Origin of the sequence: Pseudoalteromonas aquimarina, from assembly GCF_049257255.1 — a bacterium.
GTDB lineage: Bacteria > Pseudomonadota > Gammaproteobacteria > Enterobacterales > Alteromonadaceae > Pseudoalteromonas.
This window is the reverse complement of record NZ_JBMMUG010000005.1, coordinates 1-22,228: the sequence shown is the minus strand read 5'-3', so window position 1 is coordinate 22,228 and position 22,228 is coordinate 1. Positions and strand designations below refer to the sequence as shown.

General features: G+C 39.2%; 17 protein-coding genes. 11 read left to right on the top strand and 6 right to left on the bottom strand.

Annotated elements, in window-relative coordinates:
* Positions 1-201 precede the first annotated feature (201 nt).
* Together AAEU29_RS13320 and elbB are read right to left on the bottom strand one after the other, a co-directional pair.
* Entirely contained in the window at positions 202-597 is a 396-nt protein-coding gene (locus tag AAEU29_RS13320) for a c-type cytochrome (protein ID WP_421973816.1), read from the bottom strand.
* A gap of 158 nt (positions 598-755) precedes the next feature.
* Complete coding sequence (gene elbB, locus AAEU29_RS13315) at positions 756-1,406, bottom strand: isoprenoid biosynthesis glyoxalase ElbB (protein ID WP_421973815.1); 651 nt, start codon at positions 1,404-1,406, stop codon at positions 756-758.
* A gap of 493 nt (positions 1,407-1,899) precedes the next feature.
* On the opposite strand from elbB, the gene polA reads away from it, so the two are divergent.
* Complete coding sequence (gene polA, locus AAEU29_RS13310) at positions 1,900-4,644, top strand: DNA polymerase I (RefSeq protein ID WP_421973814.1); 2,745 nt, start codon at positions 1,900-1,902, stop codon at positions 4,642-4,644.
* 282 nt (positions 4,645-4,926) lie between these two features.
* Here polA and yihA read toward each other — a convergent pair whose 3' ends face one another.
* Positions 4,927-5,577 (bottom strand): ribosome biogenesis GTP-binding protein YihA/YsxC, encoded by a 651-nt coding sequence (gene yihA, locus AAEU29_RS13305; protein WP_421973813.1) that lies wholly within the window; start codon positions 5,575-5,577, stop codon positions 4,927-4,929.
* A 341-nt stretch (positions 5,578-5,918) separates the two neighbouring features.
* Here yihA and AAEU29_RS13300 point away from each other — a divergent pair, with 341 nt between their 5' ends.
* From AAEU29_RS13300 to hemN, 5 genes are all read left to right on the top strand, one after another.
* Entirely contained in the window at positions 5,919-6,551 is a 633-nt protein-coding gene (locus tag AAEU29_RS13300; protein ID WP_421973812.1) for a c-type cytochrome, read from the top strand.
* A 575-nt stretch (positions 6,552-7,126) separates the two neighbouring features.
* Positions 7,127-7,774, top strand: a complete 648-nt coding sequence (locus tag AAEU29_RS13295; RefSeq protein WP_421973811.1) for a class I SAM-dependent methyltransferase — start codon at positions 7,127-7,129, stop codon at positions 7,772-7,774.
* Between the two features lie 36 nt (positions 7,775-7,810).
* Complete coding sequence (gene yihI, locus AAEU29_RS13290) at positions 7,811-8,392, top strand: Der GTPase-activating protein YihI (RefSeq protein ID WP_421973810.1); 582 nt, start codon at positions 7,811-7,813, stop codon at positions 8,390-8,392.
* Positions 8,392-8,895: a DUF2489 domain-containing protein gene (locus tag AAEU29_RS13285; RefSeq protein WP_421973809.1), complete on the top strand. Its 504-nt coding sequence runs from the start codon at positions 8,392-8,394 to the stop codon at positions 8,893-8,895. Before yihI ends, AAEU29_RS13285 begins: the two co-directional genes overlap by 1 nt.
* A 121-nt stretch (positions 8,896-9,016) precedes the next feature.
* Positions 9,017-10,387, top strand: a complete 1,371-nt coding sequence (gene hemN / locus AAEU29_RS13280) for an oxygen-independent coproporphyrinogen III oxidase (RefSeq protein ID WP_421973808.1) — start codon at positions 9,017-9,019, stop codon at positions 10,385-10,387.
* A 4-nt stretch (positions 10,388-10,391) separates the two neighbouring features.
* Here the strand turns inward: hemN and AAEU29_RS13275 are convergent, their stop codons facing one another.
* The 3 genes from AAEU29_RS13275 to AAEU29_RS13265 all read right to left on the bottom strand — a co-directional run bounded on the left by AAEU29_RS13275 (position 10,392) and on the right by AAEU29_RS13265 (position 12,015).
* Complete coding sequence (locus AAEU29_RS13275; protein ID WP_421973807.1) at positions 10,392-10,883, bottom strand: DUF1285 domain-containing protein; 492 nt, start codon at positions 10,881-10,883, stop codon at positions 10,392-10,394.
* A 27-nt stretch (positions 10,884-10,910) separates the two neighbouring features.
* Positions 10,911-11,480 (bottom strand): YceI family protein, encoded by a 570-nt coding sequence (locus AAEU29_RS13270; RefSeq protein ID WP_421973806.1) that lies wholly within the window; start codon positions 11,478-11,480, stop codon positions 10,911-10,913.
* Between the two features lie 73 nt (positions 11,481-11,553).
* Positions 11,554-12,015, bottom strand: a complete 462-nt coding sequence (locus tag AAEU29_RS13265; protein WP_421973805.1) for a DUF721 domain-containing protein — start codon at positions 12,013-12,015, stop codon at positions 11,554-11,556.
* Between the two features lie 348 nt (positions 12,016-12,363).
* On the opposite strand from AAEU29_RS13265, the gene secA reads away from it, so the two are divergent.
* The 5 genes from secA (at position 12,364) to nagP (ending at position 21,767) form a co-directional block, all read left to right on the top strand.
* A complete protein-coding gene (gene secA / locus AAEU29_RS13260; protein WP_421973804.1) occupies positions 12,364-15,075 on the top strand; it encodes a preprotein translocase subunit SecA in 2,712 nt (903 codons plus the stop codon).
* A 67-nt stretch (positions 15,076-15,142) separates the two neighbouring features.
* The gene (mutT, locus tag AAEU29_RS13255) at positions 15,143-15,532 is read left to right on the top strand and encodes an 8-oxo-dGTP diphosphatase MutT (protein ID WP_421973803.1); all 390 of its coding nucleotides are present in this window, start codon (positions 15,143-15,145) and stop codon (positions 15,530-15,532) included.
* 143 nt (positions 15,533-15,675) lie between these two features.
* Positions 15,676-17,364: a gamma-glutamyltransferase gene (gene ggt / locus AAEU29_RS13250; RefSeq protein WP_421973802.1), complete on the top strand. Its 1,689-nt coding sequence runs from the start codon at positions 15,676-15,678 to the stop codon at positions 17,362-17,364.
* A 204-nt stretch (positions 17,365-17,568) separates the two neighbouring features.
* Positions 17,569-20,154 carry a family 20 glycosylhydrolase gene (locus AAEU29_RS13245; RefSeq protein ID WP_421973801.1) on the top strand — a complete coding sequence of 862 codons (2,586 nt, stop codon included), beginning with the start codon at positions 17,569-17,571 and terminating at the stop codon, positions 20,152-20,154.
* A 311-nt stretch (positions 20,155-20,465) separates the two neighbouring features.
* On the top strand, positions 20,466-21,767 hold the full coding sequence (gene nagP, locus AAEU29_RS13240) for an N-acetylglucosamine MFS transporter NagP (RefSeq protein WP_421973800.1): 1,302 nt from the start codon (positions 20,466-20,468) through the stop codon (positions 21,765-21,767).
* Positions 21,768-22,228 lie beyond the last annotated feature (461 nt).

Genomic DNA, 22,228 nt, shown 5'->3' with positions numbered 1-22,228 from the left:
TTTAACCTTATTTTTCCATTTTTAAAGTTAAATAGCAATGCTGTAGGTGATTTAGGTAAAGCTATAAGTAACTGAAATATAAAGTTAAATAATTGTCAGTATATTCCATTTTTTTCTAATATTAAGTTGAACTGTTATATATGTTTTAACCAATAAAAAAGCCGCTATAGAAAGCGGCTTTTTTAGTACATTAAATTTGGCTTAGTTACCTTGTGCCATAAATTCAATTGCACCTTTAATTTCATCATCTGAACAGTTCATACATGTACCGCGAGGTGGCATTGCATTAAAACCATTAATAGCGTGTTGCATAAGTACATCCATACCTTTTGCTAAACGCGCGTCCCAATCAGCTTTTGTTTTTGGAGCACCTAATGCGCCAGTGCCATGACAACCAAAACAGCTTGCTTGATATACTTGTTGACCTGTACGAGGGCCTGTTGGTTCAGCAACAACTGGTTCTGCACCTGCTAAATAAACAGAGCCAACTGGCGCGATACGTTTTTTAATCGCTTCTTCAGTTAACGAGTTATCAAAAGGTGCTGCAACTGCAACAGTTGCACTCATCATTAGTAATGCTGCTGTTAATTTTTTCATTTTTTTACTTGCTCACAAATTGAGGTGATCAATCACAATAGACGGAAATTAGCACAATTATAACGTCTGCTGCCAATTTATAAAATGGTTAGTTATGGCTAATTAGTCTTAAAATATTAAAAAGTTGCGCTAGCGCAACTTTTTGTTGCTGATCAAAGTTAGCTCATTTTGATTAATTCAGCGATTGCTTTTTCAATGCCACTTGCTGCTTCACGGATATTGGTTGCAAGCATATAAGCTGGTGTACTTATTACCTTAGCGTGTGCGTCCACTACAATATCATTTACATCACAATCTTGGTGGGTTGCGCCAAGGGTGCTAAGAGCTGAGGCCGTATCAGCATCGTTACCTATTGTTGCTACTGTGCCTTTTGCGTAAATTTGGGGAATAAGTGCAGGAGCTATACAAATATAAGCAGCTGGTTTTTGAGCTTCGGCAAATGCGCGACATGCGTTTGCAACATCAGCATTAATTTCACACTCAGCTCCTTTAAAAGCAAAGTCACATAGGTTCTTTGCTGCGCCAAAACCGCCAGGTAATGCAAGTGCATCAAATTCATTGATATTCAGTTCATTAAGATCTTTGATTTCACCTCGGGCAATTCGTGCTGCTTCAATTAGCACGTTACGCTTTTCAGGCATTTCTTCGCCTGTAAGGTGATTAATTACATGATGTTGATTAATGTTGGGTGCAAAGCATTGATAGCTTGCGCCTTGTAACTCAATATTAAGTAGCGTTAATACTGCTTCATGTATTTCAGCACCGTCAAAAACACCACATCCACTTAAAATTACAGCTACTTTTTTCATTGTTTGTTTCACTCCACATCAATATTTTAGTTGTCGCTATATTCTAGCTATAAAGAAACGATGTAAATAAAAAAAAATTATAAAAAGATCGCTAGGATCTTTGATCTTTTATTGGTAGAGTAACTGCCCTGCTAGAGATTAGGACGTTCCTTTCTAAGTTTTAAGGATAAAAGTTTAGCAGTTTCCACATCTTGGAAAATTAATAATAATAACAATAAGCTAGTTTTTAGCCTTGTTAAACCATTAATAAATAAACATATTTTTAGATTCTCTCTTTGTTTTTTCAAAGTCTGGGAAGGCTCTGTTACATCTTTACTAACAAACTTATCCACAGCTTATGCTTACCTTGCTTGTTTTATCTTTGCTCGCTCCGTTTAATGTTTAATCAGAAAGCTTATTTCTCTTGCTTAATGAAGTTGAATTCTCGTTTTCTTATCGGGGATATGGCATGCTATCGGCAATTTATTTTTAAATCGTTTTAAGGCGAGTGCTTATGGCTCAGATCTCTGAAAATCCGTTGATCTTGGTTGATGGTTCATCATATTTATTCCGTGCTTATCATGCTCCACCGCATTTAACAAACTCTAAAGGCGAAGCAACCGGCGCAATTTATGGTGTTATAAACATGCTTAAAAGTCTTGTTAAGCAGTATTCACCAAGTCATATGGTTGTGATCTTTGATGCAAAAGGGCCGACTTTCCGCAATGAAATGTATTCTGAATACAAAGCAAATCGCCCACCAATGCCTGATGATTTACGCAGTCAAATTGAGCCAATTCATAACATTATCAAAGCAATGGGATTACCACTGATTAGTATTCCTGGTGTTGAAGCCGATGATGTTATTGGTACACTTGCCAAACAAGCCTCAGAGCAAAAACGTGATGTACTTATTAGTACAGGCGATAAGGATATGGCGCAGTTAGTTGATGAGCATGTAACGCTTATTAACACCATGACCAATACTATTTTAGACCCAGAAGGTGTGGTAAATAAATTTGGTATTGGCCCAGAACTTATTATCGACTTTTTAGCTTTAATGGGTGACAAGGTTGATAACATTCCGGGTGTACCTGGTGTTGGTGAGAAAACCGCACTAGCGATGTTACAAGGGCTAGGTTCTATTGACTCGCTTTATGACAATCTAGATAAGATTGCTGATCTTGGTTTCCGTGGTTCCAAAACCATGGCTAAAAAACTGGAAGATAATAAAGAGCAATTACAGTTATCTTATGAACTTGCAACCATCAAGCTTGATGTTGAAATTGAACAAGATATTGAATCATTTAAAGTTGCAGAAGCTAATACTGATGAGTTAATCAAACTGTATGGTGAATGTGAATTTAAACGCTGGTTAAGCGAGCTGCTTGATGGAAATACCGCACCAGCGGCAGAAGTTGAAAGCACAATACCAGCTAAGCAAATTGAAGCTAACTATGAAACGATTTTAACTGAAGCGCAGCTTGATAGTTGGATTTCAAAGTTAGAAAAAGCCGAGTTATTTGCATTCGATACAGAAACTACCAGTCTTGATTATATGCAAGCCGATTTAGTCGGTATGAGCTTTGCTGTAACTGAAGGTGAAGCAGCTTATTTACCATTAAAACATGATTACTTAGGTGCACCTGTACAGCTAGATCTTGATTTGGTATTGAGCAAGCTGAGACCGATCTTAGCTGATCATAATAAAGCAAAAGTAGGCCAAAACCTTAAATACGATAAAAGTGTACTCGCGCGAGCGGGTATTGAACTTAATGGTATTCGCTTTGATACCATGCTTGAGTCATATGTGCTTAATAGTGTTGGCACACGACATGATATGGACTCACTGGCGCTAAAATATCTCGGCCATAAAAACATTAGTTTTGAAGAAATTGCAGGTAAAGGCAAAGCGCAGCTAACCTTCAATCAAATTGAGCTAGAAAAAGCGGCACCTTACGCAGCTGAAGATGCCGACATTACGCTACGTTTACATAATACACTTTGGCCAATGCTAGAAAAAGAAGCTGACTTGGTTGAAGTATTTAACACCATAGAGCTGCCTTTAGTTAGCGTATTATCAAATATGGAACGCACCGGTGTTCATATTAATAGCCAAATGCTGGCACAGCAAAGTGTTGAAATTGCGGCACGTCTTGAAGAGTTGGAAAAAGAGGCCTATGAGATTGCCGGTGAAGAGTTTAATTTAAGTTCGACCAAGCAGTTACAAGGTATTCTGTTTGAAAAGCTTGGCTTGCCAGTGCTTAAGAAAACACCAAAAGGTGCGCCATCGACAGCGGAAGAAGTGTTACAAGAATTAGCACATGATTATCCGTTGCCTAAGTTGATTATTGAGCATCGCGGTTTAGCAAAACTCAAATCAACGTATACTGATAAATTACCAAAGATGGTTGATGAAGTTACACAGCGTGTGCACACTTCTTATCATCAAGCGGTTACCGCGACAGGGCGTTTAAGTTCAAGCGATCCTAATTTACAGAATATTCCAATTCGCAATGAAGCAGGTCGCCGCATTCGTCAGGCCTTTGTTGCTGCACCTGGTAAGTTAATTATGGCTGCCGATTATAGCCAAATTGAGTTACGTATTATGGCGCACTTGTCACAAGATAAAGGATTACTCAGTGCGTTTGCTGAAGGCAAAGATGTTCACAGTGCGACCGCTGCGGAAGTGTTTGGCGTACCACTTGAAACTGTCACATCTGACATGCGACGTAAAGCAAAAGCAGTAAACTTCGGCTTAATTTATGGCATGAGTGCCTTTGGCCTGTCGCGTCAATTAGATATCCCGCGTAATGAAGCGCAACACTATATGGATACCTACTTTGAGCGTTTCCCTGGTGTACTTGAGTATATGGAGCGCACGCGCGAAGCGGCAGCCGACAAAGGCTATGTAAGTACCTTATTTGGTCGCCGTTTATATTTACCTGATATTAATGCGCGAAATGGTGCGCGTCGTAAAGCTGCAGAGCGCGCTGCGATTAACGCACCGATGCAAGGCACTGCGGCTGATATTATTAAACGTGCAATGATAAATGTTGCTGGTTGGCTAAAAACACAATCACAAGATGATATTGAAATGATCATGCAGGTTCACGATGAATTGGTGTTTGAAATCAAAGCTGAAAAGGTAGATGAATTTAGCAATAAGATTTGTTCACTGATGAGTGAGGCTGCTGAGCTTGATGTGCCATTACTAGTTGAAGCTGATTCGGGTGACAATTGGGAACAAGCGCATTAAATATTGATGTTTTAATATGATTTTTAAATAGCCAATAATATATATTGGCTATTTTTTTATCTTAAATTTAAGTTTGCTTGATTTTAATGCAGTTCGTTACATTTCTTTGCATTTTAGCGCGATATAGCTTTATTTTGCGTACCTGCTTTGTTAAAGTGCGCGCCGTCCTATAAGGACATCCTGTTGATGATGTATCTCTTACGGGGTACAGCGTTTTAATAGCTTCTCCCCAGATTGCTATACCCGGTTGGTTTTTGCCAACCGGTTTTTTCTTCCATCTTCTTAGTTTGCTTCTTCGTCGCTTTCTTGCTCTGGCGCAATTGCTTCAATTTCACCTAAATACCAAACATCTAATGTTTTAGCGAGTTCTGATAAGCCAATCCCTTTTAGTGATGAAAAGGCATGAACGGTTATTTTGTCGCTTAGTTCTTTCAGCTCACGGCGAACTTTTAAAACTTCACTTTTACGCTTGCCTTGTTTTAATTTGTCAGCTTTAGTTAGCAGCGCAAGGATTTCTAAATCACTGTCTACGGCCCAGTTAATTAGGTCCATATCAAGATCTTTTAATGGATGACGGATATCCATTAAAACCACAATACCTTTTAAGCTTTCGCGCTTTTGCAAGTACTCACCAAGTGATTTCTGCCACTTCTTTTTCATTTCAAGTGGAACTTTAGCAAAACCATAACCGGGTAAATCGATAATGCGCATATCTTCACCAAGTGCGAAGGTGTTGATTAGCTGAGTACGTCCAGGTGTTTTACTGGTACGAGCCAATTTTTGATCAGTTAATGTGTTTAGAGCACTTGATTTACCGGCATTAGAACGCCCTGCAAACGCAACTTCAACACCCGTATCAGCAGGCAGTTTAGTGATATCTGGTGCACTTGTAATAAAGCTCGCTTTTGAATATTGAACCCGTGACTTTAGCAAGGTTAGCTCCTTAAAACGCTGTTTAGATTAAAGGCTAATCCCTGTTAAGGAGATTTTTTGCTACATTGCCTTTAACAAATCTTTTCTTTCTGGGCGCTTATTTTATACTAACAAGAGCTAAATAAGTAATGCTTTGTCTTTTTTAATAGGCTTATTTAACCTTGAGAAAGATCAAAGAAATGCGCCTTTCGGGAGTTTTTTTAATAAAACCCCTATATTTTATATGTTTTATAAAGGCATAAGACGTGCCAGATAAAATTTAATCGTGTAGAATATGGCTACTTTAGCTGGTATTCATTCCTGCTTGTCAGGTTTTAACAGGGTCGAAACAGAGAAATAGCATGAAAAAAATAGCTTTATCTTTAATGATGGTTGCTGGTGCGTTCAGCGTTAATCAAGCTGCTGCTTTTGAAGGCGATATAGAAGCTGGTAAAACGAAAGCTGCGACATGTGTTGCTTGTCACGGTGTAGATGGAAACAAACCACTTCCTAATCACCCTAAACTTGCAGGTCAACACGCTGAATACTTATTCAAGCAATTGAAAGATTTTAAATTAGGCATGACATCAGGTGGTGCAGAAGGTCGTATGGACCCTGTAATGAGCGGTATGGCTATGCCGTTATCTGAGCAAGACATGCGTGATATCGCTGCATTCTTCTCAAGCTTAAACATGGAAGCAGGCAGCACGCCTGAAGAAGTGATTGCTGAAGGCGGTAAACTTTACAAAGCAGGTGATGCTGAGCGCGGTATTCCAGCATGTGCAGCATGTCATGGACCTCGTGGTAACGGTACTTCGCTTGCAGGCTTCCCGAAAGTATCTTTCCAAAATGCTGATTACGTAAAAGCACAACTTGAAAAGTTCCGCTCAGGTGATCGCAATAATGATCTTAACGGTATGATGCAAGATTTAGCTAAAAAGCTAACAGATAAAGATATTGAGCTTCTTTCTAAGTATGTTTCAGGTCTTCACTAATTATACTGATTTGTGTAATAGATAAAAAAAGCAGCGTAAGCTGCTTTTTTTATACTTAAGTCTGTGAGATATATCTTACAAACAGTGTAGGAAAGTGACTAATGTTAACTGTAAGTTAATTCGCTATTTTGCTTTTAGATTATACTTAAGTATATGTTTTTTATTGTTAACGCCTTTTTTGAAGAAAACTTTTTTTATTTATTTTAGTTAAATTAGTTGTAACAAAATTATTAACAAGTAAATTATTCACCTGTCGCAAGGGACAAAAAAATAACAGGGAAAGCAGTAAAATACGGAAGTGCAGCGACAATTATGTGCGTAGGGGAAAGTAACCAATGGTTACATTAAGGGATTGCTAAGAAAGCGTTAGGAAGACCGAAAATAAAAAAGCACGGAAGAAAATAATAAAAATACGGATAGTAAAATAATAATAAAATTAGACTTGTTGGTTAAAACAGTCGAAGGGAGAAGTGTCATAGACACTCAGATTAGTAGGCGGCAGAGTTTCTCTGTCGCCTTTTTATTTGTCTTGTTAAAATTGCTACCATACACCAAATCAATTTTATGCATTGTCAATGACCGAACCTTGCCCGTTATGCCACCATCAACATATATCGCTTTTCAGTGAAGATAAGCGCCGCGCTTATTATCAGTGTCAATTTTGTCAGCTTGTTTTTGTAGCTCGTAGTCAGCTTATTTCTCTGACAGAAGAAAAACAAATTTATGATAGTCATCAAAATGATGTAAATGACGCCGGTTACCAGCAATTTCTGAGCAGAGCTCTTAATCCATTATTAGCCGCTTTAGATAAGCCCTGCAGCGGTTTAGACTTCGGGTGTGGTCCAGGTCCTGCACTTGCCAAAATGTTGGAAGAAAAAGGCCATACGGCAGCACTCTACGATATTTTTTATTACCCTCATCAGGAAGTATTAAATCAGCAGTACGATTTTGTCACGTGCACAGAAGTGATCGAGCATTTGGCAAAACCTGCAGAAGTGTGGCAACAACTGCTGGGTTTATTAAAACCGCAAGGCGTTTTAGTGGTGATGACTAAATTGGTTATTAATCAAGAACGCTTTAAAAACTGGCATTACAAGAATGATATTACCCATATCAACTTTTTCTCGCAGGAAACGTTTAGTTATTTAGCCAAACAAAGTGATTTATCCCTGACATTTCATGGAGATGATGTGATGCTATTTAAAAAGTCAGCAATGGTGTAAAATAGTCTTAGTTTTGAAAATTATTTAGATGTAGTTATGACCAGAAAGAAAAAGTCACGCAAAATCGGTAGCGGTGGTAACGGTAGCTTCCGTTTGAGCAAAGAGAAACTTGCCGAGTTACGCGCTTTAAAAGAACAGCGTGTTAAAAAGCGTACTGGTAATAAAGCGGGTACGCGTAATGCGCAAGAAGTTATGGATGAACATAATACTTCAGGTAAGCAACGCAAAGATACGCGTCTTGGTAGTAAAAAGCCTATTAGCCTTGTACCTGAAGCTGCGGCTATTGAGCAGCAACCAGAGTTTAAACGTCATTTACAGCCTCAAGTAGAGCTGCGTAAAGTTGTTGAACCTGAGCTTACGCAAGAGCAAGAGCTTGAGCAAATTGAAAATGATCAAAAGCTAATGTCATTACTTGAACGTCAAAATGCGGGCGAAGTGCTAGTTGGTAAAGATGCTAAATACCTGAATGCAAAAGTGGCACGCCATCAAACGTTATGTGAACTACTCGGTATTGAAGATGAAGACGAATTTGACGACGAAGATATGTTAGACCAGTTTATGTCGAACGACCTTGCCGATGAATGGCTAAACGATGATGACGAGGAGGAGCTTAAGTAGTGAGTCCTCTTTGGGTAATTGCCATTATTGTTGCTGTAGCGATTGTCGCTGGCCTTGCTTTTTACGCCGGTAAATTGTTATTCCAATTGAAAGTACAAAAAGAGCAGCAACAAGCTCAACTAGAAAAGCTAAAAGCCAAAGCGCTTGAACGCAATGCCAAGATTGCCGACAGCATTAACTTGATTGCTCGCGCAATGAAAGAGAAGCAGTGTGAATATTCAGAAGGCTGTTTACGTATCTGGGTATTGATGTCGCAATATCAATTTGCTGAAAAAGTTGATCCTGAAACGGAATATGAGCATGTGTTTAAGATGTATGAGGTGGTAAAAGAAATGCCAACTCATGATGCTCGCAAAAAATACAGCAAGAAAGAAATCTTCCAAATGGATAGTAAACGTTGGCGCGCTGAACAGGAACTCGAAGAGGGTATTCTTGCTGAAGCAGCAAAACTAGAAGCTTACTTCCCTGCGGATCCTAAAACAAAGCATGTTTTTGCTAGTTAACCTTAGATTTCTTTAAAAAGAGAATAAAGCCAGCACTCGCTGGCTTTATTGTTTTGGATCAAAACCTCATTTTGCTTACTTTTGTACACTTACTAAACCTTAATATTGTTAGGTTTCAGTCGTGCAAAATTTCGTAGAATGGGATAATTCCCTTATAAAAAAATACAATGTATCAGGTCCTCGTTATACGTCGTACCCGACAGCATTATCATTTGAGTCGGGATTCTCAGTAGAATCTGTCATAAACGCCATTGCAAAAAGTGATAACACGCGTTTGTCGCTTTATATTCACGTGCCATTTTGTCATCAACTTTGCTACTACTGCGGTTGTAATAAAATAATTACCCGTCACCAGCATAAAGCAGATGTATACCTAGACTTTTTAGAGCAAGAGGCAAAGGCACAAGCAGCGCTTTATAAAGGTTACAATATTGAGCAGCTTCATTTAGGTGGCGGCACGCCAACCTTTTTAACAAAAGAGCAAATGAGTCGTCTGATAGCGATTGTTAAAGCGCATTTTCATTTTTCCGATGAAGTGCAATCGAGCATTGAAATCGATCCCCGCTCCTTACCTGACGATATGCTTGGTCATTTACGTTCGCTTGGATTCAATCGAGTGTCTTTTGGTATTCAAGATTTTAATGATGAAGTGCAAAAAGCGGTAAACCGTGAGCAGTGCGCCGATAACGTTGCAAACCTTGTAAGCGAAGCTCGCGCACTGGGTTTTTCATCGGTTAATGCTGATATGATTTATGGCTTACCGTTGCAAACACCTGAGAGCTTTAAAGAGAGCATGGCGCGATTAATCGCACTCTCGCCTGATCGTGTTTCGGTATTTAACTATGCTCATTTGCCAGACCGTTTTGCTGCACAACGTAAAATTAAAGACGAGCAATTACCAAGTCCAGAGCAAAAGCTAACAATGTTTAAAAATACTCTGGCGCAAATGATGGAAGCTGGATACGTAAATATCGGCATGGACCACTTTGCTAAAAACACTGATTCACTCGCAATTGCGCAGCAGCAAGGGAAATTACACCGTAACTTCCAAGGGTATACTACCCATGGCGATTGTGATTTATTAGGGTTAGGTGCGTCCTCAATTTCACAAGTGGGCGATAGTATCTTCCAAAATCCGAAAGATCTTAAAGACTATTATCAAACCGTTGAAGCAGCAGGTGTGCCAGTTGTTAAAGGGCTAACTTTAACCAAGGATGATAAAATTCGCGCGTTTGTTATTAAAGAAATTATTTGCCACTTTAGGCTAAATTTTGCAGATGTTGAGCGCAAGTTTGCAATTAACTTTGCAGATTACTTTGCTGATGAACTAGCTGGACTTACGTGTTTTGCTGAAGATGGCATGATTTCGCTGGATGAGAGTAAGCTTATCGTAGAGAACAAAGGCCGTTTGTTTATACGTAATATATGTATGACCTTTGATGCGTATTTAAAACAACAAGCAAAATTAACGCGATTCTCTCGCGTAATCTAACGATTTAACCAATAAAGAAGTCTTGGCCGCCAGAGCATATTGCAAAGCGGCCTTTTTTTTCATTTGCTATTTCAGCCCATTGATAAAACACATTGCGCGACACTTTTGCTAAAACACCATGATGTAAATGCAAATAAGGCACATCGCTTTTAAGTTCCAGCGGATGATTATCACCTAAAATATATTCTCTATTTAGGTTGTCGCAGCAAATTATAAACTCTTCTTTTTCATACCAGTGGGTAATTAAAAAAGGCGCATCTTCAACACGGATGCGCATTTTTTCAATGGGTGTTTTTAAGTAGTAATGGTCTTGCTCTTTGGTGAGTACTCGAGCAAATAATTTAACCATTTTAATTCGATCAATTTTAGTTGCTTGAAAGTACCAATCGCCGTTTGCTTTTATTTCAATATCAATCTCACCACAGCTTTCAGGTTGCCATGATTCAAATGGCGCAACGCTAGTTTCAATTTGCTTTGTCAGCATTGATAAATTCATAAAACAACAAAACCGCTTTAATAAATGCTATTGAGTGAAGTGAAGTACAAAGGTAACAGGCACTGCACGGGCAATATTTGGTAAGCCTGCTACTTTTTGTAATGCAGCAACACCAGCATCTAAATTGAAGTCACTTGCATTAATAATGATAGGTGACATTGCTGTAACTAATAATGAATCATTGTTAGTTCGCGCTGCAAACACATCAATAGTGAGCGATTTTTCAACACCATTTAAAGATAACGTTGCTGGCACAGAAAACACATTGCTGGTTCCATCAGTAAGTTGCGCTAACTCTTTATTGACTTTGGCATTCAAGCTTAATTTAGCAAACGATTTGGTATTGAATAACATGTTTTGCATGCGTTCATTACGAATTGGAATGTTGGTTTCTACGGTAGTTAAATCAATTTCAACTGAAAAATCGCCGTTATCAGTAATCGAACCTGACAGGGTTTTAAAGTGATGAACTTCACCGATAGTGTCTTTTTTAATAGAAACAAAGCTAACTTTTGAGCTGTTATTTTGTAATTGCCAAGCTGCGGCTGAGTTAAAGCTGACCGCTAATAACGCCAAAGAAACAAATTGTTTAAGCATAACGCATACCTTCTATGGTAAATAATTTAATTGCTCGTCAATAATAGCAATTATTTAGCGTTATAAAAAAACATTATCTGTCAGCAAGTTTCGCAAGACGCTTTAGCTTTTCTTTAAGTGCATCGGGGGCGTGCTCGGCCACTTCAAGTAATGATTGTTGTGCGTTTTTTGTTAAACGCTTTTTCTCTTGGTTTTGCGAATTGTCAGCTGTTTTGCTAATGGCACTGCGCGGTGAGGTTTGTATTTTTATTTGGCAAAGTTCAGGTAAACCCATGCGGCGAAAATCGCTGAGTAAACTCATTTTCATATAGTTTAAACGCATTGCAACAGCAGCTGATTGGGCGTTAAGTACTAATGTACCGTCTTCGTAATTTGCAATTGCGCACTTTGCCAGCATATTACTATCTAGAATTTGCTCTAGCAGCGTTTGCAGTTGTTTATTTTCTTGATTTTTATTTGAAAATTGCTGAAGCCGATTTGGCAGATTGGTGAGGACATCGCCAAGTGGTTTAGGTGCAAACCTGTTTTTTGCCATGCTTAAAACCCTCTTTTTTCTTATTGTATTGGGCATCAAAAGTTACAGCAAGTAAAAAGCTGTAAATAAAGCTGAACAAACGGCAAATTAAACTTGGCTCAGTGAGATTAAATGAATAAAATATCGCCCTTGAATTAGGCAGATTTGTCTCAATATATAGAAAAACATAGCTGTATCACTCAAGGCTATATTGCTAGTTATCTCAAATAATACTGTTTGCATAGTGTGAACGAGCCATCTTTGGTCGGGTTAACTAGCAATATCGGTGCTCTGCTGATACTGTACGCACAATTAATTTGAAAAGTGACATGGGTTTTGTCACTAAACTAAGGTTGTAACGGTTTTATCATGATAGCTAACTTACTTACCAAAATATTTGGTAGTCGCAATGATCGAATAATTAAAAATTTACGAAAAACGGTCGAGCAAATTAATGGATTAGAACAGCAGTACGAAGCGCTTTCGGATGAAGAGCTAAAAGCAAAAACAGCAGAGTTTCGTGAGCGTTATGATAATGGTGAAACCTTAGACTCTTTCCTAGCTGAAGCATTTGCAGTTGTTCGTGAAGCCTCTAAGCGTGTTTACGGTATGCGTCACTTCGATGTGCAGCTTATCGGTGGTATGGTTTTACACCAAGGTAAAATCTCAGAAATGCGTACCGGTGAAGGTAAAACCCTTACAGCAACCTTACCTGCGTATTTACACGGTTTAACAGGTAAAGGTGTTCACGTTATTACGGTGAATGACTACCTAGCAAAACGTGATGCAGAAACAAACCGTGCCCTTTTTGAATTCTTAGGTTTAACAGTTGGCTGTAACGTGCCAGGTATGATGCCACAGCAAAAGAAAGTGGCTTATGCAGCAGACATTACTTACGGTACAAACAACGAATTTGGTTTTGATTATCTTCGTGACAATATGGCGTTTTCGCCAGAAGAACGTGTTCAGCGTCCTCTATACTACGCAGTAGTGGATGAGGTTGACTCAATCTTAATCGATGAAGCACGTACGCCGCTAATCATCTCTGGCCCTGCAGAAGATAGCTCTGAGCTTTACCAACAAATTGACAAATTGGTACCACAGCTTGAGCAGCAAGAAAAAGAAGATGAAGAAGGTGTTGAAGGTGATGGCGATTTCACAATTGATGAAAAAGCAAAGCAAGTTCACCTTACCGAGCGTGGTCAAGTTCGTGTAGAAGAAATTTTAACAGAATTAGGTTTAATTGAAGATGGTGATTCGCTTTACTCAGCAAATAACATCACACTATTAAGCCATGTTTATGCAGCACTTCGTGCTCACAAGCTTTATCAAAAAGACGTAGATTACGTTGTTAAAGATGACGAAGTTATCATTGTTGACGAACATACAGGTCGTACAATGGAAGGTCGTCGTTGGTCTGAAGGTTTACACCAAGCGGTTGAAGCAAAAGAAGGTGTTAACATTCAAAACGAAAACCAAACACTTGCATCAATCACGTTCCAAAACTATTTCCGTCTTTACGACATTCTTGCTGGTATGACAGGTACAGCGGATACTGAAGCATTTGAATTCCAGTCAATCTACGGTTTAGAAACAGTTGTTATTCCAACTAACAAACCGATGATCCGTGATGACCGTGCCGATTTAGTTTATTTAACGCAAGAAGAAAAGTACGAAGCAATCTTAGCGGATATCCGTGATTGCCAAGAGCGCGGTCAGCCTGTGCTTGTGGGTACAATTTCAATTGAAAGCTCAGAGTACTTATCGCAGTTTTTACGTAAAGAAAAAATTAAGCACAATGTACTTAATGCGAAATTCCACCAACAAGAAGCGGAAATTGTTGCAAATGCTGGTCTTGCAGGTGCAGTAACTATCGCAACTAACATGGCCGGTCGTGGTACTGATATCGTGTTAGGTGGCAACTGGAAGATGGAAGCTGAAAAGCTTGAAAATCCAACAGATGAGCAAATCGCAAAGCTGAAAGAAGAATGGCAAAAACGTCATGATGCAGTACTAGAAGCAGGTGGTTTACACATTATTGCTACCGAGCGTCATGAATCACGTCGTATCGATAACCAGTTACGTGGTCGTTCAGGTCGTCAAGGTGATGCGGGTTCAAGCCGTTTCTACCTATCAATGGAAGATGCACTAATGCGTATTTTCGCTGGCGAGCGTATGATGAACATGATGCGTAAATTAGGTATGCAGCGTGGTGAAGCAATTGAACACCCGTGGGTAAACCGTGCAATTGAAAATGCACAACGTAAAGTTGAGGCGCGTAACTTTGATATTCGTAAGCAATTACTTGAGTACGATGATGTAGCAAATGATCAGCGTCGCGTAGTTTATACGCAGCGTAATGAGCTATTAGAAGAAGGCGATATTTCAGAAACAATCACTGCAATTCGTTCAGACGTGCTTAACGGTATTATCGATCAGTACATTCCACCGCAATCACTTGCTGATATGTGGGATATTGCCGGTCTTGAAGATCGTTTACGTGCAGATTTCCTAGTTGAAATGCCTCTACAACAATGGCTTGATGAAGATAATAAACTTTACGAAGAAAAACTTCGTGAGCGTATTGAACAAGGTGTTACTGCGGCTTACAAACATAAAGAAGATCAAGTGGGTGCAGATGTTCTGCGTCACTTTGAAAAAGCGATTATGTTACAAACGCTTGACCAACATTGGAAAGATCACCTTGCAGCGATGGATCACTTACGTCAAGGGATTGGTCTACGTGGTTATGCACAGAAAAATCCGAAGCAAGAATATAAGCGTGAGTCATTTGAATTGTTCTCTAGCATGCTAGAAGCACTGAAAGTGGAAGTGGTTAGCATTCTTGCAAAAGTACAAGTACGTGCAGAAGAAGATGTTGAAGCGGTTGAAGAGCGTCGTCGTCAACAAGCTGAAAATACACCAAAACAATATCAACATGAAGAAGCTGAGCATGTTGGTGGTGAAACACCACAAGGTGCACATGTAACTGTTCGCAATGACGCAAAAGTAGGTCGTAATGATCCTTGCCCATGTGGTTCAGGTAAAAAATATAAGCAATGTCACGGTAAACTTTCTTAATAGTGAGCCGTACAAAGAAAAGCGACACAGTGTGTCGCTTTTTTTATGATTTTAAGAAGAATACAAAATGAAAAAACAAGTACATGTTGCAGTTGGTGTAATTAAAAAAGATGATTTAATTTTTATTGCTAAACGTCATGAGTCACAACATCAAGGCGGTAAATGGGAATTTCCGGGCGGTAAAGTGGAAGCGGGCGAAACAGTAACGCAAGCGTTAGCAAGAGAATTAAAAGAAGAAATTGGTATTGAAGTAAAATCATCAACGCCATTTTTAGAAATTCACCATGATTACCCAGATAAATCAGTGCATCTAGATATTCACTTAGTTGAAGCGTTTGATGGTGAAGCAAAACACCAAGAAGGACAAGACCACAAATGGGTGGCTATTAGTGATTTAAATAATTATGAATTCCCAGCGGCTAACGTTGTGATTATCGAAAAGCTGCAAACAAACTAGTACCCAAGTTAGTAGCAAAGCGTCTACGGCTTTGCTACTTACCTGCATTTTATCTACAGAACTTCTCTATTTACCTCGAATTATTGTTTCCTGTTCAGAAAAAGCGCTATGTTAGCTATAACCAGAACAACAGGATAATAATAATGAAATGGCTTAAACCTTCTTTACTGATTATCAGTTTGGCAATTCCGTCAATCGCCAGTGCTTACGATCGCATTACAGGTGAAATGTTTGCCAGTCGCTCAGAAGTCTTTGCTGAAAATGGCATGGCTGCAACGTCGCAGCCGTTAGCAACGCAAGTTGCGCTCGATATTTTAAAAAAAGGGGGTAGTGCTGTGGATGCTGCAATTGCAGCAAATGCGGTATTGGGATTAGTTGAGCCAACAGGTTGCGGTATTGGTGGCGATTTATATGCCATTGTATGGCAACAAAAAGAGCAAAAACTGCATGGGCTTAATGCATCTGGCCGTTCGCCGGCATCATTAACACTTGATATATTAAAAGGGCAGGGCGATAAAATACCTAGTTATGGTCCATTACCGGTTTCGGTGCCTGGTGCTGTCGACGGTTGGTTTGAATTGCACAATAAATTTGGCAAATTGCCAATGGCTGAATTATTAGCGCCTGCAATCAATTATGCTGAAAATGGTTTTCCAGTATCAGAGCTCATTGCTTACTACCTCGATAAAAGTGTTTCTGTTCGTGGAAAGTACCCGGGCTTTAAAGAAGTCTTTATGCCAAATGGCCAGATGCCAAAAAAAGGTGAAATTTTTAAAAACCCTGCACTTGCACAAACTTACCGCAAAATTGCAAAAGGCGGTCGCGATGCATTCTATAAAGGTGATATTGCAAAAGAAATCGACCGTTATATGAAAGCCAATGGCGGTTATTTGAGTTACGACGATTTAGCATCGCATAAAAGTAACTGGGTAGCACCAGTAAGTACTAACTATCGTGGTTATGATTTATGGGAGCTGCCACCTAATGGCCAAGGTATTGCCGCGCTACAAATTTTAAATATTCTTGAAGACTATGATATTGCAAGTATGGGGTTTGATAGCCCTGAATATGTTCATACTTTTGTTGAAGCGAAAAAATTAGCTTTTGCTGATCGCGCTAAATACTACGCTGACTCATCATTCAATGACATTCCAGTAAAACAATTAATTAGCAAAGAATATGCAGCAAAGCGTCGCAAGCTTATTGATGAAAATAAAGCGAGTAAGCAAGTGGATGCGGGGCCAGTAGAAGGAGATACTATTTATTTAACCACGGCTGATAAAGATGGCAACATGGTATCACTTATTCAAAGTAACTATCGCGGTATGGGTTCTGGCATGACGCCAGAAAAGCTAGGGTTTGTGTTGCAAAATCGTGGTGAGCTATTTGCCCTTGAAGAAGGCCACTTCAACGTTTATGCACCGAAGAAACGACCTTTTCATACTATTATTCCTGCCTTTGTCACCAAAGATGGCAAACCTTATATCAGCTTTGGCGTGATGGGTGGCGCTACACAACCGCAAATGCATGCGCAAATTCTAATTAATATGATTGATTTTGGTATGAACCTGCAAGAGGCAGGTGATGCACCACGCATTTTACATACGGGTTCGTCACAGCCTACCGGTGAAAAAATGACAAATGGCGGCTATGTTAGCTTGGAAGCTGGTTTTTCAGAAAAGACAAAACGTGAGCTGGTGAAAAAAGGACACACACTTCAACATGCTGTTGGCCCCTACGGTGGTTATCAAGCAATTATGAAGCAGCTCTCAAATGGCGTTTATGTTGGCGCATCAGAGACGCGAAAAGACGGTATGGCTGCAGGCTATTAATAATCTCAACATGTTAGAGGTATTTTGTAATACCTCTAACTTACTGATATTAAATGTTTTCAGATAAAATTAAGGTTTTTTTTAAGTTGTTTTGATAGCGCTGTCATTAAATAGTCATTATGATTCCTAATAACAAAAACTAAAATTAACGCTTTCGTTGCTCTATGGTTAGAAAGCGCATAATTAACAAGTAAAGGAAGTCTTATGTATTTGAGAAAAACCATACTTGCTACAGCTTTATTGGCAACGCCGTTATTTGCTAATGCCAAGCTATCGCAATCTGACATTAAAGAATTTGCAGCACAAGCGGATCTAAAATTTGGTGTCGTTGATAATTTTCATAACAACGATGGCGGTTACATCGGTAAAATCCAACTTAAAAACACTTCAAAAGTTGCACTACCAAAAGGTGAAAGTAACTGGCAGCTGTATTTCCACAGTATTCGTAAAGTAAAAACCTCTGAAGTAAAAGGTATTGCAATTGAGCATGTAAACGGTGACTTACATCGTTTAGTGCCGACTAAAGCATTTGCTGGTTTAGCCGTTGGTGAAACGTTAGCACTTGAGTATGAAGCAGCAGCTTATATTGTGTCTTATTCAGATGTGATGCCACGTGCATTTATCTCACTCAATAATAAAGACGCAGAAGTATTTGCCAGCACAGATACTGAAGATTTAAAACAGTTTGTACTGCCAATTGTTGAAGAGCGCCAATTAAAGAAATTTAATACGCCAAAAGATTTAAGTGTGATTGCCGATGCACAAAACCGTCATGCACTTAATATCAAAAATGAAAAATACACGCCAAGCCAAGAGGAAGCCCTTAAGCGAATTATTCCAAAGCCGCAAAGCGTTGATTTTTCTCGTGGTGAAGTAACGCTTTCGTCAGATTGGGTTGTTAGCTATCAAGGTAGCCTAAAGCAAGAAGTAAATGTATTGCTTGATGATTTATCGAAATTATATGGCCTTAAGCTAGAAGCGAATGCTGACCATATCTCAGTAGGTAAAAAACCGCATTTATCTTTAAAAGTAGATAACTCAATTCAAAATGGTGACGCTGAAAGCTATCACTTAGAAATTAATAAAAACAAAATTACGGTTGTTGGTAGTGATAATGCAGGTGTGTTTTATGGTTTGCAGTCATTATTGGCACTTTTCCCAGCTGACACCAACGGCAGCGTTGAATTACCACGTGTAGAAATTAAAGATTCGCCGCGCTTTAGTTACCGCGGTATGCATTATGACAACGCACGTAACTTCCATGGTAAAGACGCAATGTTTAAGCTGGTTGAGCAAATGGCCAAATATAAGCTTAATACATTGCATTGGCACTTTTCAGATGATGAAGGTTGGCGTTTAGAGATCCCATCGTTACCTGAACTTGCAGAAATTGGTGGTGTACGTTGTTTTGATTTGTCTGAAGATTCTTGCTTACTGACTCAGTTAGGTACAGGTCCACACAAAGACGGTTCAGGTAATGGCTATCTTACGAAAGATGATTTTGTTGAATTATTAAAATTTGCCGCTGCACGTCATATCAAGATCATTCCTGAGGTAGAGTCGCCCGGTCACGCGCGTGCATCAATTATTGCGATGGAAGCACGTTATCGTAAATTGATGAAAGCAGGTGATGAAGTAGGTGCGAAAGCATACTTGCTGAGTGACCCTGAAGATAAGTCAGAATACATCACAGTACAGAATTATACCGATAATTCTATCAATGCTTGTATGGACTCAAGTTATAACTTTATGGAGAAAGTGACATACGAGCTTCAACAAATGTATCGTGAAGCGGGTGTACGTTTAGAAAATCTGCATTTTGGTGGTGATGAAGTAGGTGCTGGTTCTTGGACTAATTCACCAGCGTGTCAAAAAATGTTTGAAGAGGCCGGTAATGGTGTTGCAGGTCCTGCCGATCTTAAGCCTTACTTTACCCAGCGCGTAGCAAAAATGCTTGCTAAACGTGGTATTGCTCCTGGCGCATGGGAAGATGGTTTAATGTATGACCGCGTGAATACATTTAATCGTCAAGAATTCCCAAATCCTGTATTTACAGCCAATGCTTGGGATAATATTTGGGAGTGGGGTGTAGCAGATCGTGCTTACCGCTTAGCAAACAATGACTATCAAGTTGTTTTATCGCATGGTACACATCTTTATTTTGACCACCCGTATGAAGCTCATCCAGAAGAACGTGGCTATTATTGGGCAACGCGCTTTATCAGTAATGAAAAAGCATTTGGTTATATGCCAGACAATGTATATGCCAATGCTGACTTCACCCGCACTGGTGAAGTGATCAAAAACCTAGAAGACTTAGTTGGCCGTCCATTACCTCAGCTTGAAAAGCCTGAAAACATTTTAGGTATGCAAGGTCAGGTATGGTCTGAAACAATCCGTACTGAAGATCAAGTATTGGCTATGTTGTTCCCACGCGTGTTAGCAGTAGCTGAGCGTTCATGGCACAAAGCTTCTTGGGAAGGTGAAAAACCAAATGCAGAAAAACGTGCTAAAGATTGGATGACTTTCTCTGCTGCACTAGGTACCAAGGAACTTGCAAAACTGGCGAAGTCAGGTGTGAAAGCTAATTTAGATGTCCCTGGTGGTGAAGTTAATAATGGTACGTTAACAACCAGTGTTGCGACGGCATACTTAGATGTTGAATACAGTATTGACCAAGGGAAATCGTGGCAAACATATCAAAAACCTGTTGCTGTGGGTAATGCCCAAGTGTGGTTGAGAAGTTCATTAAACGACCAAGTTAAGAGTCGTATTACTACGATTAATTAACTAATTGTTATTAAAACTAAAGGGAGCATTTGCTCCTTTTTTGTTCTAATTAATTCAAAATTCAAACTGGCAATATTTATTCAATTGCATTAAAGTAAAATGACAGCGCTATCATTTTATGGCTTAGGGGAAGCGCTAACTTCCGAAAATTGCCGTATACAAAGTGATTAGTGCTAATAATAAAACCAAGAAATAAAACCGGGTGCGTTAACTATTTATTAGTGCGTCTGAAAGATAGGTTGTTTAACGCAAATGGTATTTTCATAGTTTAAAACTATGGCATAAGATTAACCTGCAACAAGAAGAAGTTTATGGAAGCAACAGTGGAAAACGAACAAAATTCCCAGCAAAGCGTCATTTTACCAATGGTACTTGCTGGCTCAATGTTTTTTATACTAGGTTGTATTACCTGGTTAAACGGTGCAATCACACCTTTCTTACAACAAATGCTTGAGCTGTCACCGCTGCAAGCTTCATTTATTATTTCATCTTTCTATATTGCAGTAACCATTGCTGGTATTCCATCGGCAATGTTAATCAAGAAAGTGGGCTATAAGAATGGCATGGCAATAGGTTGTGCAATCATGGCAAGTTCTGCGTTGCTATACATTCCAGCAGCGAAATTGCAAATGATTGAAATTTTCTTATTTGCACAATTGCTGATTGGTGTAGGTCAAACTGTATTACAAACGGCAGTTAACCCTTATGTTGTAAAAATGGGTTCAGAAAAGTCAGCTGCTGTTCGTGTTTGTATTATGGGTTTGCTAAATAAGTTTGCTGGTGTAGTTGTTCCTATTGTATTTGCAATGGTAACGGTTGCCGCAGTTGCAGGTGAGGGTGAAGTACTTTCACAAGCGCAAAAAGATGCAATGGCAAATAGCTTGGTTGCACCTTATATAGCAATTGCAGGTTTAATCTTCGCGTTTGCAGCATTCGCAAAATTCTCCCCATTACCTGATTTAGTATTTGAAGATGAAAACCCAAATGCAAAAGGTGAAGTGCGTGAAGCTCTTAGTCACCCTCATTTAGTATTAGGTGTAGTTGGTATCGCACTTTATGTAGCAGTAGAAGTAATCGCTGCAGATACCATTGGCTCATACGCATTAGCGATTGGTGTTGCTGATTTCTCTATGATGACATCCTACACAATGGCGTGCATGCTAGTTGGTTACGCAATCGGTATTGCACTTATACCTAAATATATGTCACAACAAAATGCGTTGGTTATGTCGGGTGTTGCAGGTTTAATTACAGTTGCTGCAGTAGTATTCGGTAGCAACGAATCGACAGCTATCTCAAATATACTACTTGTTCCATTTGGTGGTCCTGAATTACCTGATCCATTAGTATGTATTGCGCTATTAGGTTTTGCTAATGCAATGGTATGGCCTGCAATCTGGCCTCTAGCATTAAGTGGTTTAGGTCGACTAACTGGAACTGCATCAGGTCTACTTATTATGGGTATTGCAGGTGGTGCGCTTGGCCCATTACTTATTGGTCTAGGTAATGTAGCTGGTTTAGGTGCACAAGGTGCATACGCATTAATGGTACCTAGTTATCTATTTATTATCTTCTACGCAGTTAAAGGTCACAAAATGCGTAGTTGGAAATAAACAAATTTTCATTAGTATTACACTCCCTAAAACGCCAAACATAAGTTTGGCGTTTTTTTATGCGTAAATGTAGCTTTTGCGTTAATGAAATAGGCGTATTGAATACTTAATAATCAAACGATCAAAAAAGATCGTTTTTTTTGAAAAAAGGGGTTGATCTGATTTTCGATCTGCCTATAATGCGCATCCACCGACACGGAGCACAGCAACAACAAACGCTGAGTTAAGTGACCGGGAGTCAAACGGAAAGTTACTTTGAAAAATAAATTAATTTTCTAGTTGACTTTAAAAGTGAAGCGGTTAATATAGCGCTCCACTTCGCAGCGAGAGAGGCTGCAGCAAACACAAGGTTGTTTGCACTGTTCTTTAAAAATTTAAGCAATCATCTGTGTGGGCACTCGTACAGATTAAGTTCTAACATACGCTTTTAGCGTAACAAAATTTAGACTTAATTAAACTGA

What these genes read in the sequence shown, in the direction of transcription:
- AAEU29_RS13320 (WP_421973816.1), bottom strand. Translation starts at nt 597, where the DNA reads ATGAAAAAATTAACAGCAGCATTACTAATGATGAGTGCAACTGTTGCA.
- elbB (WP_421973815.1), bottom strand. Translation starts at nt 1,406, where the DNA reads ATGAAAAAAGTAGCTGTAATTTTAAGTGGATGTGGTGTTTTTGACGGT.
- polA (WP_421973814.1), top strand. Translation starts at nt 1,900, where the DNA reads ATGGCTCAGATCTCTGAAAATCCGTTGATCTTGGTTGATGGTTCATCA.
- AAEU29_RS13300 (WP_421973812.1), top strand. Translation starts at nt 5,919, where the DNA reads ATGAAAAAAATAGCTTTATCTTTAATGATGGTTGCTGGTGCGTTCAGC.
- AAEU29_RS13295 (WP_421973811.1), top strand. Translation starts at nt 7,127, where the DNA reads ATGACCGAACCTTGCCCGTTATGCCACCATCAACATATATCGCTTTTC.
- yihI (WP_421973810.1), top strand. Translation starts at nt 7,811, where the DNA reads ATGACCAGAAAGAAAAAGTCACGCAAAATCGGTAGCGGTGGTAACGGT.
- AAEU29_RS13275 (WP_421973807.1), bottom strand. Translation starts at nt 10,883, where the DNA reads ATGAATTTATCAATGCTGACAAAGCAAATTGAAACTAGCGTTGCGCCA.
- AAEU29_RS13270 (WP_421973806.1), bottom strand. Translation starts at nt 11,480, where the DNA reads ATGCTTAAACAATTTGTTTCTTTGGCGTTATTAGCGGTCAGCTTTAAC.
- AAEU29_RS13265 (WP_421973805.1), bottom strand. Translation starts at nt 12,015, where the DNA reads ATGGCAAAAAACAGGTTTGCACCTAAACCACTTGGCGATGTCCTCACC.
- secA (WP_421973804.1), top strand. Translation starts at nt 12,364, where the DNA reads ATGATAGCTAACTTACTTACCAAAATATTTGGTAGTCGCAATGATCGA.
- mutT (WP_421973803.1), top strand. Translation starts at nt 15,143, where the DNA reads ATGAAAAAACAAGTACATGTTGCAGTTGGTGTAATTAAAAAAGATGAT.
- ggt (WP_421973802.1), top strand. Translation starts at nt 15,676, where the DNA reads ATGAAATGGCTTAAACCTTCTTTACTGATTATCAGTTTGGCAATTCCG.
- AAEU29_RS13245 (WP_421973801.1), top strand. Translation starts at nt 17,569, where the DNA reads ATGTATTTGAGAAAAACCATACTTGCTACAGCTTTATTGGCAACGCCG.
- nagP (WP_421973800.1), top strand. Translation starts at nt 20,466, where the DNA reads ATGGAAGCAACAGTGGAAAACGAACAAAATTCCCAGCAAAGCGTCATT.